The following is a 24,205-nucleotide window of genomic DNA, read 5'->3' as shown; positions in this document are numbered from 1 at the left end:
CTCTCAGGCGACGCGGGCGATCTCGCGCTCGGTGTAGGTCTCGATCACATCGCCCTCTTTGAGGTCGGAGAAATCGCTCAAACCGATACCGCACTCCATGCCCGCGCTCACTTCAGCGACATCGTCCTGGAAGTGACGCAGCGAGGAGATCGAGCCCTTCCAGATGATCGTGCCGTCTCGCAAGAATCGGACTTTGGCACCGCTGCGCACGTTGCCGTGCTCGACCACGCAGCCGGCCACCGGACCCACACCGGAGATGCGGAAGACCTGGCGCACCTGCGCTTCGCCCACTACGACCTCCTCGAATTCGGGCTCGAGCAAGCCGACCATGGCGTTCTGCACGTCGGAGATGAGGTCGTAGATGATCTCGTAGAGGCGGACCTCGACGTTCTCAGCCTCGGCGGCCTGACGCGCATTGCGATCGGGTCGCACGTTGAAACCGATAATCGTGGCCTCCGACGCCGCCGCGAGCTGCACGTCGTTCTCATTGATCCCGCCGACGCCGCGGCTGACGAAGGTGAGCTTGACGTCGTCGCGTTCGAGTTTGCGCAGGCTGTCGGTCACTGCTTCGAGCGACCCGTGGACATCGGCCTTCAGCACGAGGTTGAGCGTGGCTGTCTCGCCAGCCTGCACCTGCTTAAAGATGTCCTCCAGCTTCGCCCCGCCGCCGCTGCCGCCCGCAGTACCGGCCAGGCTGGCCTGGCGCTGCCAATGCTCGCGGGTCTCGGCCACTTTGCCGGCGGTCTTCTCGTCTGGCGCCACCACGAACAGATCGCCGGCGCGGGCCACCTCTCCCAGACCGAGCACCTGCACCGGCGCGGACGGGCCCGCCTCGGTGAGCGGATTGCCCCGATCGTCGGTCATTGCGCGCACCCGGCCCCACGCTGCGCCCGCGACCATCGGCTCGCCGACAGCCAGCGTGCCTCGCTGCACCACCACCGTGGCAACAGGCCCGCGGCCACGATCGAGATGCGCTTCGAGAACGATGCCCACAGCGCGGCCGGTCGGATCCGCAGTGAGCTCCTCGAGTTCCGCGACCAGCAGTATCTGGTCGAGCAGTTCGTCGATCCCGTCACCGGTCATAGCCGACATGGGAACGGTGATCACCTCGCCGCCGTAGGTCTCGGGGACCAAGCCCCGTTCGGCCAGCTGGGCGCGGACGCGTTCAGGATCGGCGCCGGGGCGGTCCATCTTGTTGATCGCAACGATGATCGGCACATCAGCCGCCCGCGCATGATCGATGGCCTCCACCGTCTGCGGCATGACTCCGTCATCGGCCGCAACCACCAGCACCACCACGTCGGTGGCCTGCGCACCCCGGGCGCGCATTGCGGTGAACGCCTCGTGGCCGGGCGTGTCGATGAACGTGATCGGGTGGTCGCCGCGCATGGTCTGGTAGGCGCCGATGTGCTGGGTGATGCCGCCGGCCTCGCCCTCGACGACATTCGCCGAGCGGATGCGGTCGAGCAGCAACGTCTTGCCGTGGTCGACGTGGCCCATGACGGTGACCACCGGCGGGCGAGTGTGTTGCCCGCCTTCGGCGAGGTCTACCTCAAGAGCCCGCAGCAGCTCCTCTTCCTGCTCTGCACCGGGCTCGGTGATGCGCACTTCCGCGCCCAGCTCGGCGGCGAAGAGCTCGATCATGTCGTCGTTGAGCGACTGGGTGGCGGTCACCATCTCGCCCTGCTGCAGCAGGAACCGCACGATGTCGGCGGCCGAGCGGTTCAGCCGGGATGCGACGTCTTGAGCCGTGGAGCCGCGCTCGACGACGATCTCGCCCTCCGGGACGGGTGCATCGACCGGGGTGTAAGCCGTGAGCTGCTGAGGCTGCAGTTCTTCGCGCTGGCGACGACGGCGACGTCGCGGGCGGCCGCGACCCCTCGGGGGGCCGCCACGCGGTCCGCCTGGTCGGCCGCCGGGAGGTCCGCCGGGGCGACCTGGAGCGGCGCCAGGGTGGGGCCTTCCAGCTGCTGGTGGCGCGCCGACGCGTCCACGCTCGCCTCCCCCGGAGGCTGGTCGACGGAAGCCGCCGGGCGGCCCGGTCCGGAAGGGGCCGCCTGAGCGTGCCGATGTGCGGGGCGGCCCCGGGGGCGGCGGGATCGGCTTGCCGGAACCAGATCGGGGTGCAGCCGGGGGTGGCGGTATGGGGCGGCCGTCAGTCGACCTAGGCGGCTCGGGCAGACGGGGTGGCGGCGGCAGGCTCGGTTCGATCGCATCTGGGGGTGCAGGCCCGCGCGGGGCGGGCGGCTCGTCGATGCGCGGCGCTGGACGCTGGGGCGGCAGGATGGGGCGAGCGGATTCGTGACCGCTGGAGGTGACAAGGCGCCGCGGCGGGGGCACGTCGGGCGGGGGCATGCCCGGCGGGGCCGGTGCAGCGGCGTCGTCAGCTTCGGCCGGAACTGGCACGCTCGCAGCGGGAGCCTCAGCGGCCGCGGCGGGCGCCTGGGGCTCGGGCTCGGCAGGGGACGGTTTAGGCGGAGCGGGGCGGCGGGCCGGTCGAGCCGGGGCTGGAGTCGGGCTGTCTGCGGTCTCGGCGGTCGCCGTACGCCGTGACGAGGGGGTTCGGGCGCGCTGAGGCGAACGCTCGGCTCCAGCCGTCGATTTGGCGGGCGCCTTGCGTGCCTTGGCTGCCTCAGGGGGCGGCTCGTCGCGAATCAGTCCTTCGCGGGCCGCCTTCCGTCGGACGCGGTCCGCTTGAGCGTCTTCCATGCTGGACGAGTGCGTTTTCACCCCGATGCCCAGCGACTCGCACACGTCGAGCACCTCGGTGAGCGTCATGCCCAGCTCTTTGGAGAGCTCGTGCACACGGACTTTCTTCGGCAAGCGGTCGGTCTTTCTGTCGGATTCTGGTGCGTCGCCCGGCGGGGCTGACGGAAGGTAACGGGGACGCGACGAAGAGGGCCATCGGCCTCAGGACGTCGCCGGGTCCGATCGAAGGGTACTGGGGTCGGTGAGAGCCTCTACAGGGACCTCCGAGACGGCAGCCTCTTCGGCGGCGGCGTCGGACGCACCTTCGGGGCCAGCATCGGATGCCGCTTCGGAGGCGACAGCGGGGTCACCGTTGGGAGCGCCGTCGGCGGTGGAGTCAACCTCAGCCTGCTCGGTGACTGCTTCAGACCACTGCCCGGCAGTGATCGCCTCGCTGCCATCGGCCGGGACCCAGGTCTGCTCACCAGTCTCGGGGTCGGTCACCCACTCGCCCTCGGCCCAGTCCTCGCCGCCATAGCCGGCTTCCTCCTCAGCGATCTGGGTCTCGCTCTTGATGTCGATGCGCCAGCCAGTGAGCCGCGCAGCCAACCGTGCGTTCTGGCCCTCACGGCCGATCGCCAACGACAGCTGGTGATCGGGCACGATCACCTCGGCGACACCTCGCTCGGAGTGAAAGCGAACCTCGCGGACCCTCGCCGGGGACAGGGCCTTGGCCACAAAATCGTGCAAGTCGTCAGAGAACGGGACGATGTCGATCTTCTCGCCGCGCAGCTCGTTCACCACTTGGCGCACGCGGCTGCCGCGCGCGCCCACGCACGCACCGACCGGGTCGATATTGGGGTCATTGGACCATACGGCGATCTTGGTTCGATGACCCGGCTCGCGGGCGCACGCCTTCAGTTCCACGACGCCGTCGGAGATCTCAGGAACCTCCAGCTTGAACAGCTCGCGGATCAGACCGGGATGCGTGCGTGATACGACGATCTGGGGGCCCTTGGCCGTCTTGCGGACCTCGACGATGTACGCCTTGAGGCGGCTATTCGGCTCGGGCCGCTCATAGGGGACCTGCTCGGACTGGGGAAGCAGCGCCTCGACGCGACCGAGATCGAGCAGGGTGTAGCGCGCATCGTTCTGCTGGATGATGCCGGTGACGATGTCACCCTCGCGCCCGGCGTACTCGTCGTACTTCATGTCGCGCTCGACCTCGCGAATGCGCTGGTTGAGCACTTGGCGCACGGTCTGGGCGATGATGCGACCCAAGTCGTGCGGCGTGTCGTCCCATTCTCGTATCACGTTGCCGAGCTCGTCGACTTCCTGCGCATACACGGTGATGTTGAACGACTCGTCGATGATGACGTAGGCCTGCTCGGCGGAGCCCTCGCGGCGCTTGTAGGCCGATTCGAGGCCGTTCGCGACGGCTTCGAGCAGCACCTCGGTGGTCATGCCCTTCTCGGCGGCGAGTGCCTGGAGCGCTTCCATGATCTCCGGGCTGTTCATTGTCGCTGCCTTTCTCTCGGTGTGCTGCCGGACTTGCTGTGGCTGTTGGCGCCGGGCCCGGGTTTGGACGGCCGCCGCGCACCCCACTCGAAGGTGGTGCGCGCCTTGGAAATGTCGTTGTAGGGCACCGTCATCGGCTGGCCGATGGGCCCGGGCTGGGCCTGCTGGGCGCCTTCGGCGCTGCCGGATTGGGCGCCTTCGGCGCTGACGGACAGCTCTTCGACCTGCACGCAGACCGCGCTGGCATCGGCGCCGGTGATCTCGCCGACGATGCGTCGCCGGGGAGACTCGCTGGTGCGGATCACGACCCGCTCGCCTACGGCACCCGCAAAGTGCTCCGGGCGCAGCAGCTTGCGCTCGAGTCCGGGGCTGGAGACCTCGAGCACGTACCGGCCCTCGATCATGTCTGCGGCATCCAGCTCTGCTGACAGCCGGCGGCTGAGCCGGCCGAGCTCTTCGACGCCGACCGCTCCCCCGGCGGCTGCCGAAGCCAGCACCACCAGCGTCCCGCCCCGCCATTGCACGTCGTACAGGGCGCAACCCACCTCGTCTGCAATGGGACCTGCGAGCTCGGCGATGGTCGACGGGTGGACACCGTGGCCGACAGTCGGCTGTTCTGTCTCGTCTGTCTCGGGGGCGCGCGAGGCCGCAGCAGTGTCCGTCATCGCAACCTCCCTGTCCGTTTCGCCTCGGCCGACGTGGGGCTGTGCCTGCGGAATGAGCGCTTGCAGCCGAAGCGCATGCGCAGAGCCCATGACCAGCCGAAACTGTCCTGAAAGACCCACGCTACCAGTGAGTTCGGAAGCTCAGATACCGCCTTCGACCAGCGTCTTGAGGGCTACCGGCGCCGGATGAGGGCAACTCGTTCGGCCGCGTGGTTGACGTCGTCGCCCTGGGCGCTGATCAGCGCCACACGGTCGGCTTCGGCTGCGTCGGCCGCACCCTTCTCAGCCCGCGCGAGCGCCGCATCGGCACCGTCGGCCGCCACGACCTTGGCCCAACTCACGAGCGCGTCAACCATGCCGTCCTCAGGAACCACGGCGACCACCTGTCCCTTGACGAACAGGTGCCCCCGCGCGCGTCCCGCCGCGATGCCCAAGTCGGCGCTGCGAGCCTCGCCTGGCCCGTTCACCACACATCCCATCACCGCGACCTGCACGGGCAGGTCGAGATCGGCGAACGCCTCTTGGGCCTCGTGCGCGACGGCAATCACATCGACCTCGGCCCGGCCGCAGGAGGGACAGGCGACGAGATCGGTGCCGGTTCGTTCCCGCAGCCCCAGCGCCTCCAGCAACTGCCGGCCCGCCGCTGCCTCTTCGACCGGGTCGGCTGTCAGGCTGTAGCGGATGGTGTCTCCGATGCCCTCGTTCAGCAGGGTCGCGATGCCCGCTGTGGCCTTGACCAGACCGGCGGGCGGGGGCCCCGCCTCGGTGACGCCAAGATGCAGGGGAAAATCGACTTCGTCGGCAAGCATCCGGTAGGACTCCACCATCAACGTCACATCGCTGGCCTTCACCGAGATCTTGACGTCGCTGAAGCCCACCTCGGAGAAATAGCCAAGTTCGCGTTTGGCGGACTCGACCAGCGCCTCCGGGGTCATGCCGAATCGGGCTTCGATATCGGGGTCGAGCGAGCCGCCATTGACGCCGATGCGAATCGGCACACCGCGGTCGCCCGCTTCGGTGGCTACCGCACGAATCTGGTCCGGCTTGCGAATGTTGCCGGGGTTCAACCGCAAGCAGGCGACCCCGGCATCGAGTGCAGCCAGCGCGAGCCGGTACTGGAAGTGAATGTCGGCGACCAGCGGAACTGGCGACCGGGGAACGATCTGAGCGAGTGCCTCGACAGCGGCGACGTCGTTGGCGGTGCAGCGGACGATGTCGGCCCCCGCACCGGCCAGCGCGTAGATCTGGGCAAGGGTGCCCTCGACGTCAGAGGTCTTGGTGGTGGTCATCGACTGCACCGAGATGGGCGCACCGCCCCCGACGGGGACTCCGCCGACGTGCACCTGCCGTGTGCGGTGTCGCTCGTAGCTGCGGGGCGGGCTCATAGCGGCGGGCTCATGGGGGCGATCGTCTCACAGGTTGATCGGGTTGGCGATGTCGAGATACAGCAGGCCGACCCCCAAGAACGTGAGCAGCGCCACCACGGCAATCGCGAGGGGTGCCAGTGCTCGTGGGTCGATCATGTAGCGGGCACGCCCGCCGCGTTCGCGCCAGCGCTCGTAGGTGGCGACCGCTGCATGGCCGCCGTCGAACGGCGGCAACGGGATCATGTTGAAGACCCCCACGAATACATTGACGAGCGCGAACAACGCGAAACGCTCCGACCAGCCCCACGATGCGTCGGAGCCCACCTGCACGATGCCGAAGACCGACAGCGGGCGAGTGCTCAGATCCTCGTTTGCCGACGGGTCGCCCGGCGGGGACAGGATGCGATCGACGACGTCGTCGAAATTCGAGATCAGCATCCAGATGCCGGTGACCGAATTGGCAATCGACGTGCTGAGGTCGGCAAACGACCGGCCGATCGCTGCAGGCAGCGGGGCGGTCTCGTACAGGGTCGCAGCCTCGGCGCGCACGCCCAGCAAGCCCGTTCCTGTCTCGGGGTTCGCCGCCAACGTGGTCTCGACGCTTCGGTTGACGCCGTCACGCTCGATCTCGAGCAGCACCTGTTCACCGGGTCGGGACTGGATCTGCGACACGAAGTCGTTCCAATCCTCGGTGGCGACGCCATTGACCGACACGACGCGATCGCCCACCTCGACGCCAGCCGCACTTGCGGGCAGGACGACACCGTCTCGCGTGCTCATGACCTCGGCAACCTGCCAGCGGTTCGAGCCGTAATCGGGTGCTCCTACGACTGAATGGAGCAGCCCGAATGCGACCAGCGCCATGCACAGGTGCATGAGCGACCCCGCACACACCACCAGCAGCCGGCGCGGGTAGCTCTGCGCCCGGAACGAACGACGCTCATCGGTGGGCTCGACCACGTCCGCGCTTGACATGCCGATGATGCGCACGTAGGCACCCAGCGGCAAGGCCCGCAGGCCGTAGGTCGTCTCGCCTCGCCGCGTGCTCCACAGCCGCGGGCCGAAGCCCAAGAAGAAATCCGTGACCTTCATGCCGACGGCGCGGGCGGTGACGTAATGGCCCAGCTCGTGCATCAGCAGCACCCCGGCGAGGACCGCTGCAGCGCCGACAGCCAGGGGCCACTGCCAGGCCAGGTAAACGAGCACGACAAGGGCCGCGATCCATCCGAGCCTGCGAACTGCAGGACTCTGCGCAGTCGAGTGCTGGGCCGCCTCGGATCCGAACTCGTCGGTCGAGTAGCCCTTCATGAGCCAGCCCGCTTCGCGGCATCAGCAGCATGACGGCGTCCGGCGCTGTCGGCTGCAATCACGGCCTCGACGCTGTCGGCGGCTGCACCGTCGTGGTGTCCCATGGCGTGCTCGATGACGCTGGCAATCTCGTGCCAGCGCAGACGTCCGTCCAGGAATGCTCCGACGGCGCACTCATTGGCACCGTTCAGCCACGCGGGTGCAGTGCCGCCGACTCGGCCTGCCTCATACGCCAAGTCCAGGCACCGGAAGGTGCCGGTGTCGGGAAGCTCGAAGGTGAGGCTGCCGAGCTCTGCCCAATCGACCGCTCCGAACGGCGTGCTGATGCGCTCGGGGTAGGCCAGCGCGTAGCCGATCGGCAGGCGCATATCGGGCATGGAGAGCTGCGCGACCGTGCTGCCGTCGCCGAAAGTGACCATCGAGTGGATCACCGACTGGGGCTGGATGAGCACGTCAATACGGCTGTAGTCCACGCCGAACAGCTCATGTGCCTCGATGACCTCGAGCCCCTTGTTCATGAGCGTCGAGGAATCGACGGTGATCTTCGGCCCCATCGACCAGGTGGGATGAGCCAGGGCGTCGGCGACGGTGACCTCGCGCAGTTCGGCGGCGCTGCAGCCCCGGAATGGACCGCCGCTGCCGGTGAGAATCAGCCGCTCCGGCGGCGATGGCTCACCCGCCAGGCACTGGTGCACGGCGCTGTGCTCGCTGTCCACCGGGATCAACTCCGCGCCGGGCCGCGATCTCAGCGGCTGCACGAGCGGCCCCGCGGCAATCAGGCTCTCCTTGTTCGCCAGCGCCAAGCGCCGTCCGGCGCCGAGCGCTTCGAGCGTGACGCCCAAGCCGGCAAATCCGACGACGCCATTCACAACAACATCGGCCGTACCAGCGAGGGCGGCGAAGGCGTCGGGGCCCGCCACCACCTCGATACCGGCGGGAACGGCCGACGCGAGTTCTGCGGCCAGTTCCTGATCGCCGATGCCCACGACGGCGGGCCGGAACTCCGCGGCTTGCGAAGCAAGCTCACGCACCGAGCTGTGCGCGGCCAGCGCCGCGACGCTGAAGCGATCAGGCTCCGCGCGCACCACCTCCAGCGTCTGAGTGCCGATCGAACCCGTCGAGCCGAGCACCGCGACGGTCGTCGCGCCCACGGGACTAGCCGACGACGTATGTGCCGACGAAGTACGCCGCCGGCAATGCGAACAGCAGCGCGTCGAAGCGGTCGAAGACGCCCCCGTGACCGGGCAGCAGGTTGCCCATGTCCTTCACGTTGACATCGCGCTTGACCAGCGACTGGGAAAGGTCGCCCAGCGGCGCTGCGAGCGCGACGGCAAGGCTCAGCCACAGCGCGTCGAGCAGGCTCTCGGTCCACGGGAACACGCCGGGGAACCGGTTCATCACCAGCGTCGTCACGACGACCGACAGCACGATGCCCCCGATGAGACCTTCATGGGTCTTGTTGGGGCTGATGCGCGGCGCGAGGCGGCTCTGACCAGTGGTACGGCCGACCACGAAGCCGCCGACGTCATAGACGACGGTGCCGATCACGGCCGCGATCAGCAAGGAATCGCCGTTCGGCTCACGCAGCATCAAGGCGGCGAACGAGCCCAGCCCGCCGATCCACAGGAGCCCGAGCGCCGTGATGGCGAGGTTCGCGGTGGGGTGATCGCGCTCGATGCCGAGCAGGAACCAGCAGAAGATCGTCACCGCGGCAGTCGCGAGCACGATTGGGTAGGCCTCGACGCCGCGCAGGTGCACCCCGACCGTCAGGCCGCCGACGCCGACGAGACCGGCCAGGGTCGCTGGCCGGTATCCGAGGGGCCGTGCTGCGCGGTAGAACTCCGCCGCGGCGAGCACCAGCACGACAACGATGAGCGCGACAATGGCGGCTTCGCCGAGCCAGAGCGCGCCGAAGAACAGGGCGGCCAGGGCAATGCCAACGGCGATGGCTGCGGGCAGGTTGCGGCCGCTGCGGCCCGCGTTCTGCGGGCCGTTGTGCAACACAGTTCGGGCTTCGTCGCTCACGACTCCACGCTCCTCATAGTCTTGGCTTCCCTCGCGCCAATGCGACGCGGATGCATCGAGCCGGGCCCATTCAGCGAAGCGGTCAGGTTCGGATGTCGCCGCACCGGACTCCGAGGGAGCCTCCGTCAGCGTTGCGGCCTCGGACCCGCCGATCTCGGGGATCTCAGACGGGGCTGCCGCGACCGATGGCTGCGGAGCCTGTGGCGTCGCCTCGGCGGCTGGCGGATCGAACAGCGGCTCGTAGCCAGCCTGATCCGGATCTGGTTCCTGCGATGCCTCGGCGGCCTGGGGAGCAAGACGCGGGTCGTCGGGCAACTGCGGGAACAAGCGTGAGCCGCCGCGTCGCTCTGGCTCAGCGGCCGACGCAGGAGGCGCATCAGACTCAGCGGCCGACGCAGGAGGCGCATCGGACCCAGCCGGAGGGCCTGGCGCATCGGCGCCTGCCGACTCGAAGTTCACCAGCGGGCGCGTCGAGCCCAAGGTCTCGTCGGCGGCAGCAGGATCGTGTGGAGCATCATCGGGTTCTCTCGGCGGATGCTCGCTGCTCTCGGACATCTACCTCCACACCTGCTCGATCAAACCTCGAGGAGTTCCTGCTCCTTGGCGTCCAACGCCCGGTCAATGTCTCCCACAAACTTGGCGGTATCAGCGTCGAGCTCGTTCTCGAAGCTGCGCTTCTGGTCGGAGGAGATCTCCTTCTCCTTTTCGAGCGTATCGAGATCATGACGAGCACTGCGACGCAGATTGCGCACCGCGACACGCCCGTCTTCGGCCATCTGCTTCACCACTCGTACCAGATCCCTGCGCCGGTCTTCGGTCAGCGGGGGGAACACGAGCCGCAGAACATGACCGTCGCTGGACGGGTTGATTCCCAGGTCGGACTCCATGACCGCCTTGGAGATCGCGTCCAGCGCCGCACGGTCGAACGGCTGGATGACCAGCATGCGCGCTTCGGGCACGGAGAAACCGGCGAGCTGCTGCAGGGGGACGTTCGCGCCGTAGTAGTCGACCGCGAGCTTCTCGACCAGTGCCGGCGTCGCTCTGCCCGTGCGGACGGTCGCAAAATTGGCACGAGAGTGCTCGACGGCGGCGCCCATTCGCTGGCGAGCGTCCGCGCAGATTTCGGCGGCGAATTCGCTCACCTGACCAGCGTACTCCCGCCCGCCCACGCGGGACCGGGACCCCACGTCGGCGTCTGCGAGGCCAGACCTACCGCACCAGAGTGCCCAGCGCCTCGCCTTCGACGACGCTGCGGAAGTTGCCCTGCGTCATCAAGTCGAAAACGACAATGGGGGTGGCGTTGTCCTTGCAGACGGCGATGGCCGCTGAGTCCATCACTGCCAGCTCCTGGGAGAGCACCTCGAGAAACGTGACCTCGCCGAGGAGCTTGGCGTCGGGATCAGTCTGCGGGTCTGCCGTGTACACGCCGTCGATGCCTGAGTGGGTGCCCTTCAGCACGACATCGGCGTCGACTTCAGCGGCACGGAGCGCCGCAGCGGTATCGGTCGTGAAGAACGGGTTGCCGGTGCCCGCCGCGAAGATCACCACGCGCCCCTTCTCGAGGTGGCGGACGGCGCGACGGCGGATGTAGGGCTCGGCGATCTGAGCCATCCCGATCGCCGTCATGACGCGAGTCGGCACATCACGGCGTTCGAGTGCGTCCTGGAGGGCCAGCGCATTGATGACGGTGGCCAGCATGCCCATGTGGTCGGACTGGGCACGGTCCATGCCGCCGATCGAGCCCGCCATGCCACGCCAGATATTGCCGCCCCCGACGACCACCGCAATGTCGACTTCGAGGGAGACCCAGACATCGGATATCTCCGACGCGAGCTGGTCGACAACTGCCGAATTGACGTTGTTTCCGCCCTTGTCGGCGAGAGCTTCGCCCGACAGCTTCAGCACTACCCGCCTCCATGCAGCCTGCTTGCGGTGACGAGGGCGCAGCGGCTCAAAGGGCCCAGCCTGCTCGTCCGGCGGCACGTCTGAGCGGACTGCGGCCATAGGTGCGCTCAGCGTCCGATCTCGATCTGAGCGAAGCGCGTCACGCTTGCCCCCCCGACGAGATCGGCGATCGTGCGCTTCTCGTCCTTTACGAACTTCTGCTCCATCAGGGTGTGCTCACGCAAGAAGCCCACCAAGCGACCTTCCACGATCTTTCCGAGCGCAGCTTCGGGCTTGCCCTCGTTGCGACTCAGGGCTTCGAGCGTGGCCCGCTCGCGGTCCAGCACGTCTGCAGGCACGTCCGAGCGCTGGATGTAGGTCGGTCTGCTGCTGGCGATGTGCAGTGCGACATCGTGAGCGACCTCCGGCGTGGCACCATCGATCTCGACGAGCACGGCATTGACGCCGCGGCCGTTCTGCTGGTGGACGTAGGCGTCGATGCAGGAGCCTGCAGGAGCCTCGTAGCGTTCGACGGCCCCGACCGCGATGTTCTCTTTGAGCGTGATCTTGAGATCGTCGATAGCTCCGGCGGAATCGGCGACGGCATTCGGCCCGTCGCCAAGCACGGCGTCAAGGAGCTGATCCGCCATGGCCTGGAATCCATCGGACTTCGCCACGAAATCCGTTTCGCAGCGCAGCTCCACGATCGCGCCCACCGAGCCGTTGCCGCGCTCGACGACACGGGCCACAACGACGCCATCGCTATTGTCGCGATCTGCTCGCGCCGCGGAGGAGGCGATGCCGTTCTCGCGCAGCCACTGGGCCGCGGCCTCGGCATCGCCATCGCAGCGTGTCAACGCGTTCTTGGCATCCATCATCCCGGCGCCCGTGGCCTTGCGCAGGGCTTGGACGTCCTTCGCAGTGAACGCTGCCATGTCAGGCGGCTCCTTCTGATCCGGCTGATGCGGTCGATTCGGCAGGCGTCGCAGAAGTCTCGGCGGCACTCTCGGCACCGTCAGACTCGGGGTCGCCGGATGCGGCGGTCTCGCCAGTTGCGGCGGCATCGCCGGCAGCGGGGGCCGCGCTGGCGGCATCGGCGGATGCCGCAGGGGCCGCGGGCGAGTTCATGTCGGGCACTGCTGCTGCGGCCGCCGCCTTGGCAGCCTGATCGGCTGCGATGCGAGCTTCTCGTGCGGCAGCCTCAGCCAGTGCCGCGCGCTGTGCTTCGGCCTGCTGCGCTGCGATCCGCGCTTCTTCCTCGGGCGAGCGCTCCCCCGCCGAGGGCATCGTCACCCCGCTGCGCTCGGCCATGAACCGGCCCTCCCGCGCCGCATCCGCCATGACCCTGCACAGCAGCTCGGTCGAGCGGATGGCATCGTCGTTGCCGGGGATCACATAGCTGATCGGGTCGGGATCCGAGTTCGAGTCGGCCACCGCGACTACCGGCAGCTTCAGCCTGACCGCCTCGGCCACGGCGATGTGCTCCTTGGGCGTATCGAGCACGAATACAGCATCGGGCAGCTTGTCCATGTTGCGGATGCCGTTGAGGTTGCGCTGCAGCTTGGTGAGCTCGCGCATGTGCAGGAGGGCTTCCTTCTTCGGCATGTTGTCGAAGTCGCCGGCTGCCTGCATCCGCTCGTACTCAAGCATCTTGGTGACCCGGCCGCGGATGGTGCGGAAGTTGGTGAGCATCCCGCCGAGCCAACGCTGGTTGACGAACGGCATGCCGCAGGCGTTGGCGTGGCGCTGGATCGGGTACTGCGCCTGGCGCTTGGTGCCGACAAAGAGGATCGTGCCGCCTCCCGCCACCGTGTCGCGCACGTAGCCATAGGCCTGTTCCAGCAACTCGAGCGTCTGCCGCAGGTCGATGATGTAGATCCCGTTGCGCTCGCCCCACAGGAAGCGCTCCATCTTGGGATTCCATCGACGGGTCTGGTGGCCGAAGTGGACTCCGGCGGTGAGCAAGTCGGACATGGTCACGACAGCGGACATAGGTGCTCCTCCCCACGGTTCGCGCTTCTGCACCGGGGTCGACACCGCTGCGGGCAGCGGTGACCGTGGGGTCGCCCCAGCTGATCAGCCATTTGGGTCGTTGCGCTGCGGCGAAGGTGTGGCCCGAGCTCTCCGAGACAGGGTCTCCGAAGGTGTGGACCTCACAGCACCGCAATGCCAGCGCCGGAGTGTAGCCAGCGCAGTTGCAGCCGGTACACGGAGTCTGCGGATCGCACCAGCCTCGGGCGCCCACCAGATGGGCGGAGGCCTGCGCCGGGGCCACCTGCGAAGATCTGGGCTGGGTCGAGGTAGACCCTTCCCCTGCGCACCCCGACATGGAGCCGGTCCGAAACCGTTCCGAGCGGCTGGCCCCGCCGCACCCGTTCGCCCCGCTCGACCTCGACGGTCGCGACCCCGGAGTAGGAGACACGCAGACCGTCGGGATGGCTGACCGTAACGTGCAGTCGTCCGCCGACCGGACCGGCGAAGCTGACTACGCCGTCGCTCGCCGCCCAGAACGGCGCTCCGCGCTGCGTCGCGAACTCGAGACCGCGATTGCCCGGTCCGTAGGCGTGCGACGGGGGTCGGAAGGGATCGACGACCGTCCCGTCCACCGGCCAGATGTAGGTCGGCAATGGCCCGGTTTGGGCTAGGGCCTCAGAAGTGCCGGCAATCAGCACCGCGACGCACACAGCTACGAGCGCCGTCGATGCACCCAGCACGCCGGCGCCCTTGTACGGCCGAAGCCGCCGAACGCCAAGCGAGGCCCCTGCGACCGGACCCTTCAGGCGCGCGGGTGCGCCGACTCGTAGACCTCCCGCAGGCGTTCCTTGCTGAGGTGCGTATAGATCTGGGTGGTCGCGAGCCGCTGGTGGCCAAGCAGCTCCTGCACCACCCGCAGATCGGCGCCGCCGTCGAGCAGATGCGTGGCATAGGTGTGTCGCAGGGCGTGCGGATGGGTGGGCAGTGCTGCATGGCGATCCAGGATCCGCTGCGCATCGCGTGGCCCCAGCCGCTTGCCGCGCAAGTTGACGATCAGTGCTGCAGGATCGCGATCGGCGGGGGTGCGCAGACGCTGCGTGTCGAAGTCGTCGCTGCCGCCGCTGCGCCACGCGGCGAGCATCTCGATGGACGGTTCGCTGAGCGGAACCCGCCGATGCCTGCCGCCCTTGCCGATCACCTCGATGTGCCGGTCGCCCACCCGGTAGGCGCCACGGTCGAGCTGGCACAGCTCGGCGACCCGCAGCCCGCTGCCGTACAGCAGCTCGAGCACTAGCCGATCGCGCAGCTCGGTCGCGTCGTCGGGCACCGTGCCGTCGCCGAGCATCCCGGAGACCTCGGACGCCCCGAGCACCCGCGGAAGGCGTCCGGTGCCAGCGGGCGCGGCGAGCCCGACTGAGGGATCGCGCCCGATTGCGCCGTCGCGTACGAGCCAGCCGAAGTAGCGCCGGAGCGCAGAGGCCTTGCGCGCTGCCGATCTCCGCGACAGGCCGCGCACCGACAGGAACGCGACGTAGCGCCGCAGCCAGCGTCGGTCGACGTCGCGGGGCGCGTCGAGGCCGGCGCGTGAGGCCCATGCGGCGAACTGGGCCACATCGGTCCGGTAAGCGCGCTTGGTCGCCTCCGACGCTGCCGTCAGCGACAGCACGAATTCGGAGATCCGCCACTCCAAGGGCGCATTCGCCACCAGAACCACAGTACAGATGCCGCCCAGCGCAGGGTCCGAGCGGCGACATCAGCGAGACTTCTCCCACCACCCACCGGTCTCGGTGACCCATCCCGACAACTGCAGCCTCCCGAGGGCCGTGGCCAGCTCCGCGAGTGATGCCTCGACGCACAGCGCCAACTCGTCGACCGAACGACCGCCTGCAGTGAGCTCATCCAGCAGCTCGCATTGGAGCGGATCGTCAGGCAGCGATGCGATTGGAGCCGCAGCGGCGCCCCCCGCCGCTGCACCCAGCGCCAGCAGCACGTCATCGGTGTCGCACACCGGAGCGCACCCCTCGGCGAGCAGCCGATTCGTGCCGCTCGAGGCGCTGCTGGTGATCGGACCGGGGACAGCCATGACAGTGCGACCGCGCTCGACCGCGGCCTCGACCGTGTACATCGAGCCGCCCGATGGACCGGACTCGACCACGATGAGCAGCTCGCACAGTGCGGCCACGATGCGGTTGCGTGCGGGGAACTGCCACGCCGCTGGGTGCGTGCCGAGCGGGTACTCGCTGAGCAGCGTGCCGTGCTCGCCGACATCGACCCACAGGGCGCGGTTCGCGGCGGGATAGACGCAATCGAGCCCGCTGCCGACAACACCGATGACCGGACCGCCCGCGTCCAGCGCTGCTCGCTGGGCGATGCCGTCGATGCCGGTCGCCAGACCCGAGACGACTGCAACGCCGTGCGCGGCGAGACCCTCGCCGAGCAGGCGCGCAACGGTGCGGCCGTATGCGCTGCACCGGCGCGTACCCACGATGCCGACCCGCCGCAGGGCGAGATCGACCGGCGCGCCACGACCGAACAGCACCGCTGGGGGTTCGGGATCGGTCGCCCACAGCTCAGCGGCACCGTTGCACCATGGCACGTGCAGCCACACACCGGCGGCTGCATGCGCGTCGAGCAGTCCGGCGCCGACCGGCCGCCCGTCGCGCGCTGCCTCAGCCATCGCGGTCGCAGCGTGCTGCTGCCACGTCGACAGCAGCGCCGGATCCACGCCGCGGCACGCACCCAGCGCAGCCAGTGTCGCTGCGTCTCCGCGGCGCAAGGCGGAGATCGCGTCGAGTGCGCTGCGGTCGCGCAGCAACACATGCAAGCGCGCCGGACCGATGCGAGGCAGCGAGCACAGCTCAACCAGGGCGCCGAGTTCTGCTGCAGCGTGGCCGTCGGCCGGCATGGCGTCCACGAAGCCGGTCATCTCGCCGCGGCGGGGACGTGCAGATTGCCGACACTCGCACGCAGCGTCAGCGCTTCGTTCAGGCACTCCGCGTCGATCGGCGGTTCATCGCCGGCGAGATCGCACAGCGTCAGTGCGACGCAACGGACTCGCTTGAGGCCGCGGCCGCTGAGCAGTCCCTGCCGTAGGCGCTTGCGCAGCTCGTCGCGGCTGGAGGCGGTGAGCGGGGCGTGACGTTCGAGCTGGAGGCCCGAGAGTTCGGCGTTCGACTCCACTCCTCGGGCTGCGGCTCGATCACGTGCAGCAGCCACCCGGGCACCGACCGTCTCGGTGGACTCGCCGCCGGTGCCGTCAAGCAGTTGATCGGGCTCGGGACGCGGTACCTGCACACGGAGGTCGAAGCGGTCGAGCAGCGGCCCGGACAGCCGCCGCAGGTAACGCTGCCTGACGTAGTCGGAGCAGCGGCAGGCGTTGGGCCGACCCGCCTGCCCGCACGGGCACGGATTCATGGCGGCCACCAGCAAGAAGCGGGCAGGAAACTCGCAGGAGCCAGCCGCACGGCTCACCCGCACCAAGCCTTCTTCGAGCGGCTGACGCATCGCGTCGAGCACGCTCGGCGCGAACTCGCCGAGTTCGTCCAGAAACAGCACCCCGCGATGGGCGAGGGAGACCTCCCCGGGGCGCACCGCCGGCGAGCCGCCGCCGATGAGCGCTGCCATGGTCGCCGTGTGATGGGGGCTGCGAAGCAGCGGTCGGGTCGCGAGGCCCGTCGGCAGCGGCAGTCCGGCCGCCGATTGGACCCGTGTCGCCTCCATGGCACGCTCGGAGCTGAGCTCGGGCAGCAGTCCCACCAGGCGGCGGGCCAGCATGGTCTTGCCGGCCCCGGGCGGCCCCAGCATCAGCAAGTGGTGACCGCCTGCTGCGGCGACCTCGATCGCCCGGCGCGCAAGCGGTTGCCCGACGACATCTGCGAGATCGGGCACCGCGACGGGCCTTGGCCGGCGCGGATCGGGCGGCGGATCGGGCCATGACGACCTGCCGCCCAGCACCGCTGCGAGCTGCCTCAGATTCTGGGCCGTACAGACCTCGCGGGGATTCGCGGCAAGCGCGACGTGGTGGGACTCGTGGGCGATCACCACGGCGCGGTCGCGCAGCGCGTCGACCAGCGGGACGACTCCCACCACGGCCCGTATCGCCCCATCCAGACCCAGCTCGCCGACGAACGCCTTGCCGTCGAGAGAGTCGATCGGTACCTGATCGGTGACGGCCAGGTAGGCGACGGCTATCGCCAGGTCCAGACCCGCGCCGCCCTTGCGCAAACCCGACGGTGCCAGGTTCACCGTGACACGACGCTGGGGCCATTCGAGTCCCGACGACAGCACGGCAGAACGCACCCGATCTCGCGCCTCGCGGCATGCGGCATCGGGCAGGCCGACGATCGTGAATGAGGGCAGACCGTCGGTGACGTGCACTTCGACGGTGACAACGTGGCCGTCCACGCCGACGAGCGTCGCGGCCGTTGCAGTAGCCAGCATGAGCCTCCTCCAGCAACTGAGAGCGGACACGGCTCACGACGAGCACGGTCCGGATTCTTCGAGGAGGCCCGCCAGGGGGCCACGATCACAGCAGCAAGTCGTGCGGCAGCCGGGGCGAGCCCCCGCTGCCACGGCGACCTCGACGCCCACGGTAGATCACGCACCGCCAGCGCAGGCCAGTGATTTTCTTGAGCCTCCCAAGCTCCGATACCGCGTCGGTGCCGCGATACTGCTGTGGTGGGCTACGACCCCTACCGCAAGCACCGCACGACGCGCATCGACTACGTGCTCGTTGCCGCCGCGACAATCGTCGCGGTCGCGCTCGTCGTGTGGGCGTTGGTGGGCTGAGCGGCTAGGGCTGCGGATGCGGGATCTGGAACCGGTGCCGGGCTTCGAAGTGCGTCGCGTGCAGCCTTACGAGGCAACCAAGCTCTACACCTGCGGCGGCTGCGCCAACACGATCGAGGTGGGCGTGGGCCACGTGGTGGCGGTGCCGCTCGACGCCGTCGATCTGCGGCGCCACTGGCATTGGGGCTGCTGGGCGGCGCGGGACCGTCGGCGGCCGGTGGGCTGAGCAGCCGAGAAACGGCGCAGCGATTTTCGCGGCGCCTCTCGTAGGGTTCTCAGAGAGCGCTCAGAAGGCCCCAGTCAGGACTTCGACTGTCCGGCCCATGACGGACGCGGCGTCGCAGCGAATCGGACCACGCCAGCCTCCTCGCTGGCGCAGGTATTCCGCAGCCACGCGGCGAACCTGTTGCTGCTTGCGCGCCGTGATCGCCTCGAAACCCGTGCCGAAGCGGCCGCTCGAGCGGGTTTTCACCTCGCACACCACAAGCTGCGACCCGTCGGTGACGATGAGATCCAGCTCACCCGTGGCGCAGCGCCAGTTGCGCTCGAGCACGCGGTAGCCGCGTTCGGCATACCAGCGCTCGACCAAGCGTTCTCCGTAGCGCCCCAGCGCTTGACGCTGAGCGCTCACCGGGCCGCCGCACCTTGCCGCGCCGGCGCGATATCTCTAGAAACGCTTCTCGCGGACCCGGGCCGCCTTGCCCACGCGATCGCGCAGGTAGTACAGCTTGGCCCGGCGCACATCGCCGACCGCTACGCGCTCGATCTTGGCGATCGTCGGCGCATGCAGGGGGAATGTGCGCTCGACGCCCACCCCGAAGCTGAGCTTGCGCACGGTGAACGTCTCGCTGATGCCCGAGGACTGGCGAGCGATCACGTATCCCTCGAAGACCTGGGTGCGCCGCCGGTTGCCCTCCACGACACGGACGTGAACGCGGACCGTGTCGCCGGGACCGAAGTCCGGATGGTCATCGCGCAGGCGAGGCTGGTCGACTAGATCGGTGCTTCCCATGGCGGCCCGACTCCCGAGATCGGCGTGGCGACGGCCTTTGGAGGCTAATGGTCTGGCCCCCCGATGCGGCATCGCGCTTGCCGCTGATGACACTCGGGACTAGCCGGTCTCGGGAATCTCGAGGCCGAATTCGGCGAGCAGCTCGCGGTCGGGATCGCTGATGCCGCGCTCGGCCAGCAGATCCGGGCGTTCACGTGCCGTGCGGACCAGCGCCATGGCCTGGCGCCAGCGGGCGACGCGTGCGTGATCCCCGCTGCGCAGCACCTCTGGCACGTCGAGGCCGCGGAACTGCGCTGGGCGCGTCCAGTGCGGGTATTCCAGCAGTCCGCCGGAGAAGCTCTCATCAGAACTCGAGGCGGTATTGCCGAGCACGCCCGGCACCAGCCGCGCGACGGCCTCGGTCACGACCATCGCCGCGAACTCGCCGCCGGCGAGCACCACATCGCCCACCGAGACCGAGCCGTCCACGAGATCGGTGCGGATGCGCTCGTCGACGCCCTCGTAGCGACCGCACAGGAGGCTGAAGCCTCCTGTTGCCGCAAGCTCTGCAGCCATGGCCTGGTCGAAGCGCCGACCCCCGGCATCCAGCAGGAGCAGCGGCCGCGGTGGCGAGACTGCCTCGACCGCCGCAAAGACCGGTTCGGGCATCAGCACCAAGCCCGGCCCTCCCCCGAAGGGAGCGTCGTCGACGGTGCGGTGGACGTCCGAGGTCGCGAGACGCAAGTCCCAGCAGCGGATGTCCAGCAGGCCGCGCTGGCGGGCCCGTCCGAGAATGCTCAGATCGCACATCGCGTCAAGCTCGGCAGGGAAGATCGAGAACAGGTCGATGCGCAAGCCGATGCCGTGCCCGGCTGTGGAACTGCCCTCAGCGCTGGTCGAGCTCGAAGAGCCCATCGGGCACCTCCACGTGGACCACGCCGGATTCGCAGCGCACCACAAACGTCAGCGGCACCAGGTGGCCCGTGTCCAATTCGAGCAGGTCCGCCGCCGGATTCGCCACCACCGCGGTCACGACACCGGCAGCGTCGCCCCGCTGATCGACGACCGTGGCGCCGCATAGCTCATGCACCCACAGCTCGTCGGGGTCTGCGAGGGGCTCGGCGAACACGGTCGTGCCAGTCAGCGCCGCTGCCGCATCCCGGTCGTCGATGCCTTCGAATCTGACCAGCCAACGATTGCCGTCGGGGCGGGCACGGGCGACGGCTCTGGGTCCCGCCGTGGTCACGAGCACCGAACCGGCATCGAATCGCTCGAGGCGGTTGGTGACCGGGTACACGGCGACCTCGCCCCGCACTCCGTGTGCGCGACCGATCGTCGCGATTTCCAGCAGTCCGGACTGCTCAGCCTCCGGAGCGCCGGAGTCAGTCCCGGAAGTCGACTTCGACCCCGACGCCATCGCGATGGGCGGCAGCGCGCACCAGCGTGCGGATGGCATTGGCGACGCGTCCTCGCTTGCCGATGACCCGGCCGATGTCCTCGGAGCTCACCGTTGCGGTCAGGCTCAGCTTGGATCCCGACTCGGCAATCTCGACCTCGACTTGGTCGGGATGCTCGACGAGCTGGGCGATGAGATACAGCAGCACCTCTTCGGCAGTAGTGGTCTCAGCTTCGGCGCCGGTCTCTGCAGTGGTCACCGGTCCTCCCCGTCGTCTTGCGGCTCAGCATCGACTGCCGTTGCGCCCTCGGGCGCTGTATCGGATGGTGAGGGATCGGCTGGCGAGGGGTCGTCGCCCTCTGCGGGGGCGTCGAGGACCAAGTCGGGCACGGGGGCCGCCGGCGCAACATCGGGCGACGGCTCGGCGTCGGCCACCGCGGCCTGCGGATCGGATCCCGAGCGGAAGTCGTCCCACGCACCGGAGATCGTCAGCAGCTTCGAGACGGTCTCGCTCGGCTGCGCCCCGTGGCTGAGCCAATGGACGGCACGCTCGTTGACGATCGAGATCGCCGAGGGCTCTTGGCGCGGATCGTAGGTACCGATGACTTCCAGGACGCGGCCGTCGCGGGGCTTGCGGCTGTCGACGGCGACGACGCGGTAGCTGGGCTGCTTCTTCTTGCCGGTGCGCTTGAGGCGCAGACGAACGGCCATGTTGCTCCCGGTGAGGTGAATACGAGTTTGGGGGCCTGTGTTGGGGGCCTGTGGGGGCGGGCGAGCCGGCACCTGGGGTGTGGCTTGGTATGGCACACCGATGGGCCGCCGCGCCGACGAATGAGGATAACGGGACGCTGGCCCGTCGCCCCCGACGCGACGGCACGAATCAATGGTGCCGGGGCGGCTCAGCGACCGGGCAGCTTCAGGTCGAGTGCGTCCCAGTCGATCGCGTCGCTGAGCGGCTTTGTGCCGGCCTTGGGCCCCGATCCCTTGGGCGACACCCGTCCGCCGCCGCCAGTGCGGCCCGCGCCCCGGCCGCGCTTGCGAGCCGCCTTGCGGCCCGCGGGCCGTCGCTTGGAGCCCAGCCCCATCATCCCGCCCATCATCTTGCGCATCTGGGCGAACTGCTTGAGCAGGTTGCCGACCTGTGCCGACGATGTGCCGCTTCCCGCGGCGATGCGAGCTCGGCGGGACGCATCGATGATCTCCGGCGACACTCGCTCGGCCGGCGTCATCGACAGCACGATCGCCTCGGCGGTAGTGATCCGGTCGTCGTCGATCTCGGCATCGCGGACCTGATCGGAGATGCCCGGCATCATCTGCACGATGCTCTGCAGGTTGCCCATCTTGCGCAGCTGCCGGAGCTGGTCCACGAAATCGTCGAGCGTGAAGGTGCCCTCGGCCAGTCGCTGCGCGGCCGCTTCGGCTTCAGCCTCCTCGTAGACCTGCTCGGCCTTCTCGATGAGCGTGAGCACGTCGCCCATGCCGAGAATCCGGCTGGCCATGCGGTCGGGGTGGAACTGCTCGAAGTCGTCGATCTTCTCGCCGACCGACGCGAACGCCACGGGACGGCCGACCACCTCGGCGACCGACAGCGCAGCTCCGCCGCGCGCATCGCCGTCGAGCTTGGTCAGGATGATGCCGTCGACCTCGAGCGTGGCGTGAAATGCCTCGGCAGTCGACACGGCGTCCTGGCCGACCATCGAGTCCACGACGAGGAACGTGTAGTGCGGCTCCACCGCGTCGGAGATGCGGGCCACCTCGGTCATGAGCTCGGCGTCGATCGCCAGCCGACCTGCAGTGTCCACGATGAGCACGTCGCGCCCGGCCTGGCGGGCATGTGCGAGCCCCCCTGCAGCGCAGGCCACGGGGTCGCCTGGCTCGCTCCAGACCTCGGTGTCGATGCCGTGAGCCAGCGTCCGCAATTGCTCCACGGCTGCGGGACGCTGCAGGTCGGCACCCACCAGCAGCGGGTTGCGCCCCTGGGACTTGCACCACTGGGCCAGCTTGGCTGCGGCCGTCGTCTTGCCCGAGCCTTGGAGCCCCGCCAACAGCACGACCGTGGGCGGTTTCGGCGCGAACTGGAAGTTGAGCGGGTTGCCGCCCAGGATGGCGACGAGTTCGTCGTTGACGATCTTGGTCACCTGCTGGCCGGGAGTCAGGCTGGCAGTGACCTCGCCGCCGATGCTGCGCTCGCGGACCCGCTCGGTGAAACGTCGTACGACCCGAACGTTCACGTCGGCTTCGAGCAACGCCACGCGGATCTCTGCGAGCACCTCGTCGACGTCGGCGGGACGCATCCGCCCGCGCCCGCGTAGCGACCGGAGCGTCCCGGAAAGGCGGTCAGTCAGCGTGTCGAACATCGATCATTCCCCCTCGGAGGGCTGCAGCTCTTCGGCGACCCCCAGCAGCGCGTCGACATAGCTGTCGGGGTCGAAATCGACGAGATCTTCCGCGTGCTCGCCCAGGCCCACGAGCTTCACCGGAAGCCCCAGCTCGGCCTCGATGGCAAAGACGATGCCGCCCTTGGCCGAGCCGTCCAGCTTTGTGAGCACGACACCGGTGACGTTGGTGGCCTCGGCGAAGGCCCGCGCCTGGCTGAGGCCGTTCTGGCCGGTCGTGGCGTCGATCACCAAAAGGGTCTCGGCGACCGCTCCGGGCTCTCGATCGGCCACCCGGCGCACCTTGGCGAGCTCGTCCATCAGGTTCTTTCGAGTCTGCAGACGGCCGGCGGTATCGGCGAGCACCACATCGGCGCCTCGTGCGGCGGCCGCGGTGATGGCGTCATGCACCACCGAGCTGGGGTCTGCACCCGAGCTGCCCGAGATGAGTTCGGCGCCGCAACGATCGGCCCACGTCTGCAGCTGGGACGCAGCCGCGGCGCGGAACGTGTCGCCCGCGGCCATGACGACACGCCGGCCAGCCGATGAGAATCTGTGACCGACCTTGCCGATCGTGGTGGTCTTGCCCACGCCGTTGACACCTACGAACAGCCACACCGCCGTTGCGTCGTCCCGGCCGGGCGCCGAAGTGGCAAGCGATCGGTCTGCATCGAGCGTCTCGCGCATCTGGTCGCCCAGCGCACGCATCAGTTCGCCCCCCTCGGTGATGCCGGCTTCGGCAGCCGCGCTGCGCAGCCGATCCAGCGTTGCCATCGTGGTCGCCACGCCCACATCGGCACCGAGCAGCGCTTCTTCGAAGCTCTCCCACGTCTCGGCGTCGGGTGTGCGGCCCCGGATGGAAGCGAGCCGATCCCGCAGTGTGCGGCGCGACGAGGCCAGGCCCGAGGCGAAGGTGACCGGTGCCCGCTCCGGCTCTGCGAGGTGGGGGTCAGCAGTCTCGTGGAGTGCCGTCGCCGCGGTGGCCGGCGGTTCGGCGGCAAGCTGCGGGCGTGGTTGTTCTGGAGGGCTCGACGAAACGGCACGGCGCTGCCTGTTTCGCTGAGCCAAGGGCACCGTCATCAGCGCCAACATCACCACCACGAGACCGATGACGGCGATGCGCCAGCCGTCGGGCAGGTCGTCGCTTCCCCCGAGGAGGAGAATCGCCCCGATGAAAATGACGATGGCGCCTGCGCCGGCGACCGCCCTGGTGCTCACTGGCGGGC

24 protein-coding genes are annotated in these 24,205 nt (G+C 68.9%); 1 reads left to right on the top strand and 23 read right to left on the bottom strand.

Annotated elements, in window-relative coordinates:
- Positions 1-3 precede the first annotated feature (3 nt).
- From infB to ACOGW9_RS10340, 15 genes are all read right to left on the bottom strand, one after another.
- A complete protein-coding gene (gene infB, locus ACOGW9_RS10410; protein WP_419910953.1) occupies positions 4-2,823 on the bottom strand; it encodes a translation initiation factor IF-2 in 2,820 nt (939 codons plus the stop codon).
- 87 nt (positions 2,824-2,910) lie between these two features.
- Entirely contained in the window at positions 2,911-4,206 is a 1,296-nt protein-coding gene (gene nusA, locus ACOGW9_RS10405; protein ID WP_419910951.1) for a transcription termination factor NusA, read from the bottom strand.
- Positions 4,203-4,871 (bottom strand): ribosome maturation factor RimP, encoded by a 669-nt coding sequence (gene rimP / locus ACOGW9_RS10400; RefSeq protein ID WP_419910949.1) that lies wholly within the window; start codon positions 4,869-4,871, stop codon positions 4,203-4,205. The genes nusA and rimP overlap by 4 nt, the downstream gene beginning before the upstream one ends.
- A gap of 173 nt (positions 4,872-5,044) precedes the next feature.
- Entirely contained in the window at positions 5,045-6,256 is a 1,212-nt protein-coding gene (gene ispG, locus ACOGW9_RS10395) for a flavodoxin-dependent (E)-4-hydroxy-3-methylbut-2-enyl-diphosphate synthase (protein WP_419910947.1), read from the bottom strand.
- Positions 6,257-6,283: 27 nt separating this feature from the next.
- Positions 6,284-7,546: a M50 family metallopeptidase gene (locus ACOGW9_RS10390; protein WP_419910945.1), complete on the bottom strand. Its 1,263-nt coding sequence runs from the start codon at positions 7,544-7,546 to the stop codon at positions 6,284-6,286.
- Positions 7,543-8,697 carry a 1-deoxy-D-xylulose-5-phosphate reductoisomerase gene (gene dxr / locus ACOGW9_RS10385; protein ID WP_419910943.1) on the bottom strand — a complete coding sequence of 385 codons (1,155 nt, stop codon included), beginning with the start codon at positions 8,695-8,697 and terminating at the stop codon, positions 7,543-7,545. The genes ACOGW9_RS10390 and dxr overlap by 4 nt, the downstream gene beginning before the upstream one ends.
- 4 nt (positions 8,698-8,701) lie before the next feature.
- Entirely contained in the window at positions 8,702-10,126 is a 1,425-nt protein-coding gene (locus ACOGW9_RS10380; RefSeq protein ID WP_419910941.1) for a phosphatidate cytidylyltransferase, read from the bottom strand.
- Between the two features lie 20 nt (positions 10,127-10,146).
- Entirely contained in the window at positions 10,147-10,740 is a 594-nt protein-coding gene (gene frr / locus ACOGW9_RS10375; RefSeq protein ID WP_419910939.1) for a ribosome recycling factor, read from the bottom strand.
- Positions 10,741-10,780: 40 nt separating this feature from the next.
- Positions 10,781-11,575: a UMP kinase gene (gene pyrH / locus ACOGW9_RS10370; RefSeq protein ID WP_419910937.1), complete on the bottom strand. Its 795-nt coding sequence runs from the start codon at positions 11,573-11,575 to the stop codon at positions 10,781-10,783.
- An 8-nt stretch (positions 11,576-11,583) separates the two neighbouring features.
- Positions 11,584-12,390: a translation elongation factor Ts gene (gene tsf / locus ACOGW9_RS10365; protein ID WP_419910935.1), complete on the bottom strand. Its 807-nt coding sequence runs from the start codon at positions 12,388-12,390 to the stop codon at positions 11,584-11,586.
- Position 12,391: 1 nt separating this feature from the next.
- Complete coding sequence (rpsB, locus tag ACOGW9_RS10360; RefSeq protein ID WP_419910933.1) at positions 12,392-13,447, bottom strand: 30S ribosomal protein S2; 1,056 nt, start codon at positions 13,445-13,447, stop codon at positions 12,392-12,394.
- 161 nt (positions 13,448-13,608) lie between these two features.
- Positions 13,609-14,169, bottom strand: a complete 561-nt coding sequence (locus ACOGW9_RS10355) for a murein hydrolase activator EnvC family protein (RefSeq protein ID WP_419910931.1) — start codon at positions 14,167-14,169, stop codon at positions 13,609-13,611.
- A 62-nt stretch (positions 14,170-14,231) separates the two neighbouring features.
- Positions 14,232-15,134 (bottom strand): tyrosine-type recombinase/integrase, encoded by a 903-nt coding sequence (locus ACOGW9_RS10350; protein ID WP_419910929.1) that lies wholly within the window; start codon positions 15,132-15,134, stop codon positions 14,232-14,234.
- 48 nt (positions 15,135-15,182) lie between these two features.
- Positions 15,183-16,355, bottom strand: coding sequence for a DNA-processing protein DprA (gene dprA / locus ACOGW9_RS10345; RefSeq protein WP_419910927.1), 1,173 nt, complete (start codon positions 16,353-16,355; stop codon positions 15,183-15,185).
- Positions 16,352-17,869, bottom strand: a complete 1,518-nt coding sequence (locus tag ACOGW9_RS10340) for a YifB family Mg chelatase-like AAA ATPase (protein WP_419910925.1) — start codon at positions 17,867-17,869, stop codon at positions 16,352-16,354. The genes dprA and ACOGW9_RS10340 overlap by 4 nt, the downstream gene beginning before the upstream one ends.
- A gap of 364 nt (positions 17,870-18,233) precedes the next feature.
- Here ACOGW9_RS10340 and ACOGW9_RS10335 point away from each other — a divergent pair, with 364 nt between their 5' ends.
- Positions 18,234-18,443, top strand: a complete 210-nt coding sequence (locus ACOGW9_RS10335) for a hypothetical protein (protein ID WP_419910923.1) — start codon at positions 18,234-18,236, stop codon at positions 18,441-18,443.
- Between the two features lie 60 nt (positions 18,444-18,503).
- Here ACOGW9_RS10335 and ACOGW9_RS10330 read toward each other — a convergent pair whose 3' ends face one another.
- The 8 genes from ACOGW9_RS10330 to ftsY all read right to left on the bottom strand — a co-directional run bounded on the left by ACOGW9_RS10330 (position 18,504) and on the right by ftsY (position 24,197).
- Entirely contained in the window at positions 18,504-18,848 is a 345-nt protein-coding gene (locus tag ACOGW9_RS10330) for a YraN family protein (protein WP_419910921.1), read from the bottom strand.
- A 36-nt stretch (positions 18,849-18,884) separates the two neighbouring features.
- Positions 18,885-19,229: a 50S ribosomal protein L19 gene (gene rplS / locus ACOGW9_RS10325; RefSeq protein ID WP_419910920.1), complete on the bottom strand. Its 345-nt coding sequence runs from the start codon at positions 19,227-19,229 to the stop codon at positions 18,885-18,887.
- A 99-nt stretch (positions 19,230-19,328) separates the two neighbouring features.
- On the bottom strand, positions 19,329-20,123 hold the full coding sequence (gene trmD / locus ACOGW9_RS10320; protein WP_419910918.1) for a tRNA (guanosine(37)-N1)-methyltransferase TrmD: 795 nt from the start codon (positions 20,121-20,123) through the stop codon (positions 19,329-19,331).
- The gene (gene rimM, locus ACOGW9_RS10315) at positions 20,095-20,625 is read right to left on the bottom strand and encodes a ribosome maturation factor RimM (RefSeq protein ID WP_419911302.1); all 531 of its coding nucleotides are present in this window, start codon (positions 20,623-20,625) and stop codon (positions 20,095-20,097) included. The genes trmD and rimM overlap by 29 nt, the downstream gene beginning before the upstream one ends.
- Positions 20,591-20,863, bottom strand: a complete 273-nt coding sequence (locus ACOGW9_RS10310) for a KH domain-containing protein (protein ID WP_419910916.1) — start codon at positions 20,861-20,863, stop codon at positions 20,591-20,593. The genes rimM and ACOGW9_RS10310 overlap by 35 nt, the downstream gene beginning before the upstream one ends.
- Entirely contained in the window at positions 20,860-21,315 is a 456-nt protein-coding gene (rpsP, locus tag ACOGW9_RS10305; protein ID WP_419910914.1) for a 30S ribosomal protein S16, read from the bottom strand. Before rpsP ends, ACOGW9_RS10310 begins: the two co-directional genes overlap by 4 nt.
- A 188-nt stretch (positions 21,316-21,503) precedes the next feature.
- Positions 21,504-22,961: a signal recognition particle protein gene (ffh, locus tag ACOGW9_RS10300; RefSeq protein ID WP_419910912.1), complete on the bottom strand. Its 1,458-nt coding sequence runs from the start codon at positions 22,959-22,961 to the stop codon at positions 21,504-21,506.
- 3 nt (positions 22,962-22,964) lie between these two features.
- The gene (ftsY, locus tag ACOGW9_RS10295; protein WP_419910910.1) at positions 22,965-24,197 is read right to left on the bottom strand and encodes a signal recognition particle-docking protein FtsY; all 1,233 of its coding nucleotides are present in this window, start codon (positions 24,195-24,197) and stop codon (positions 22,965-22,967) included.
- Positions 24,198-24,205: the final 8 nt, after the last annotated feature.

Source organism: Candidatus Poriferisodalis sp. (genome assembly GCF_965203655.1).
GTDB lineage: Bacteria > Actinomycetota > Acidimicrobiia > Acidimicrobiales > Poriferisodalaceae > Poriferisodalis.
The sequence above is the reverse complement of the archived record's forward strand: the minus strand, read 5'-3'. Positions and strand labels throughout refer to the sequence as shown.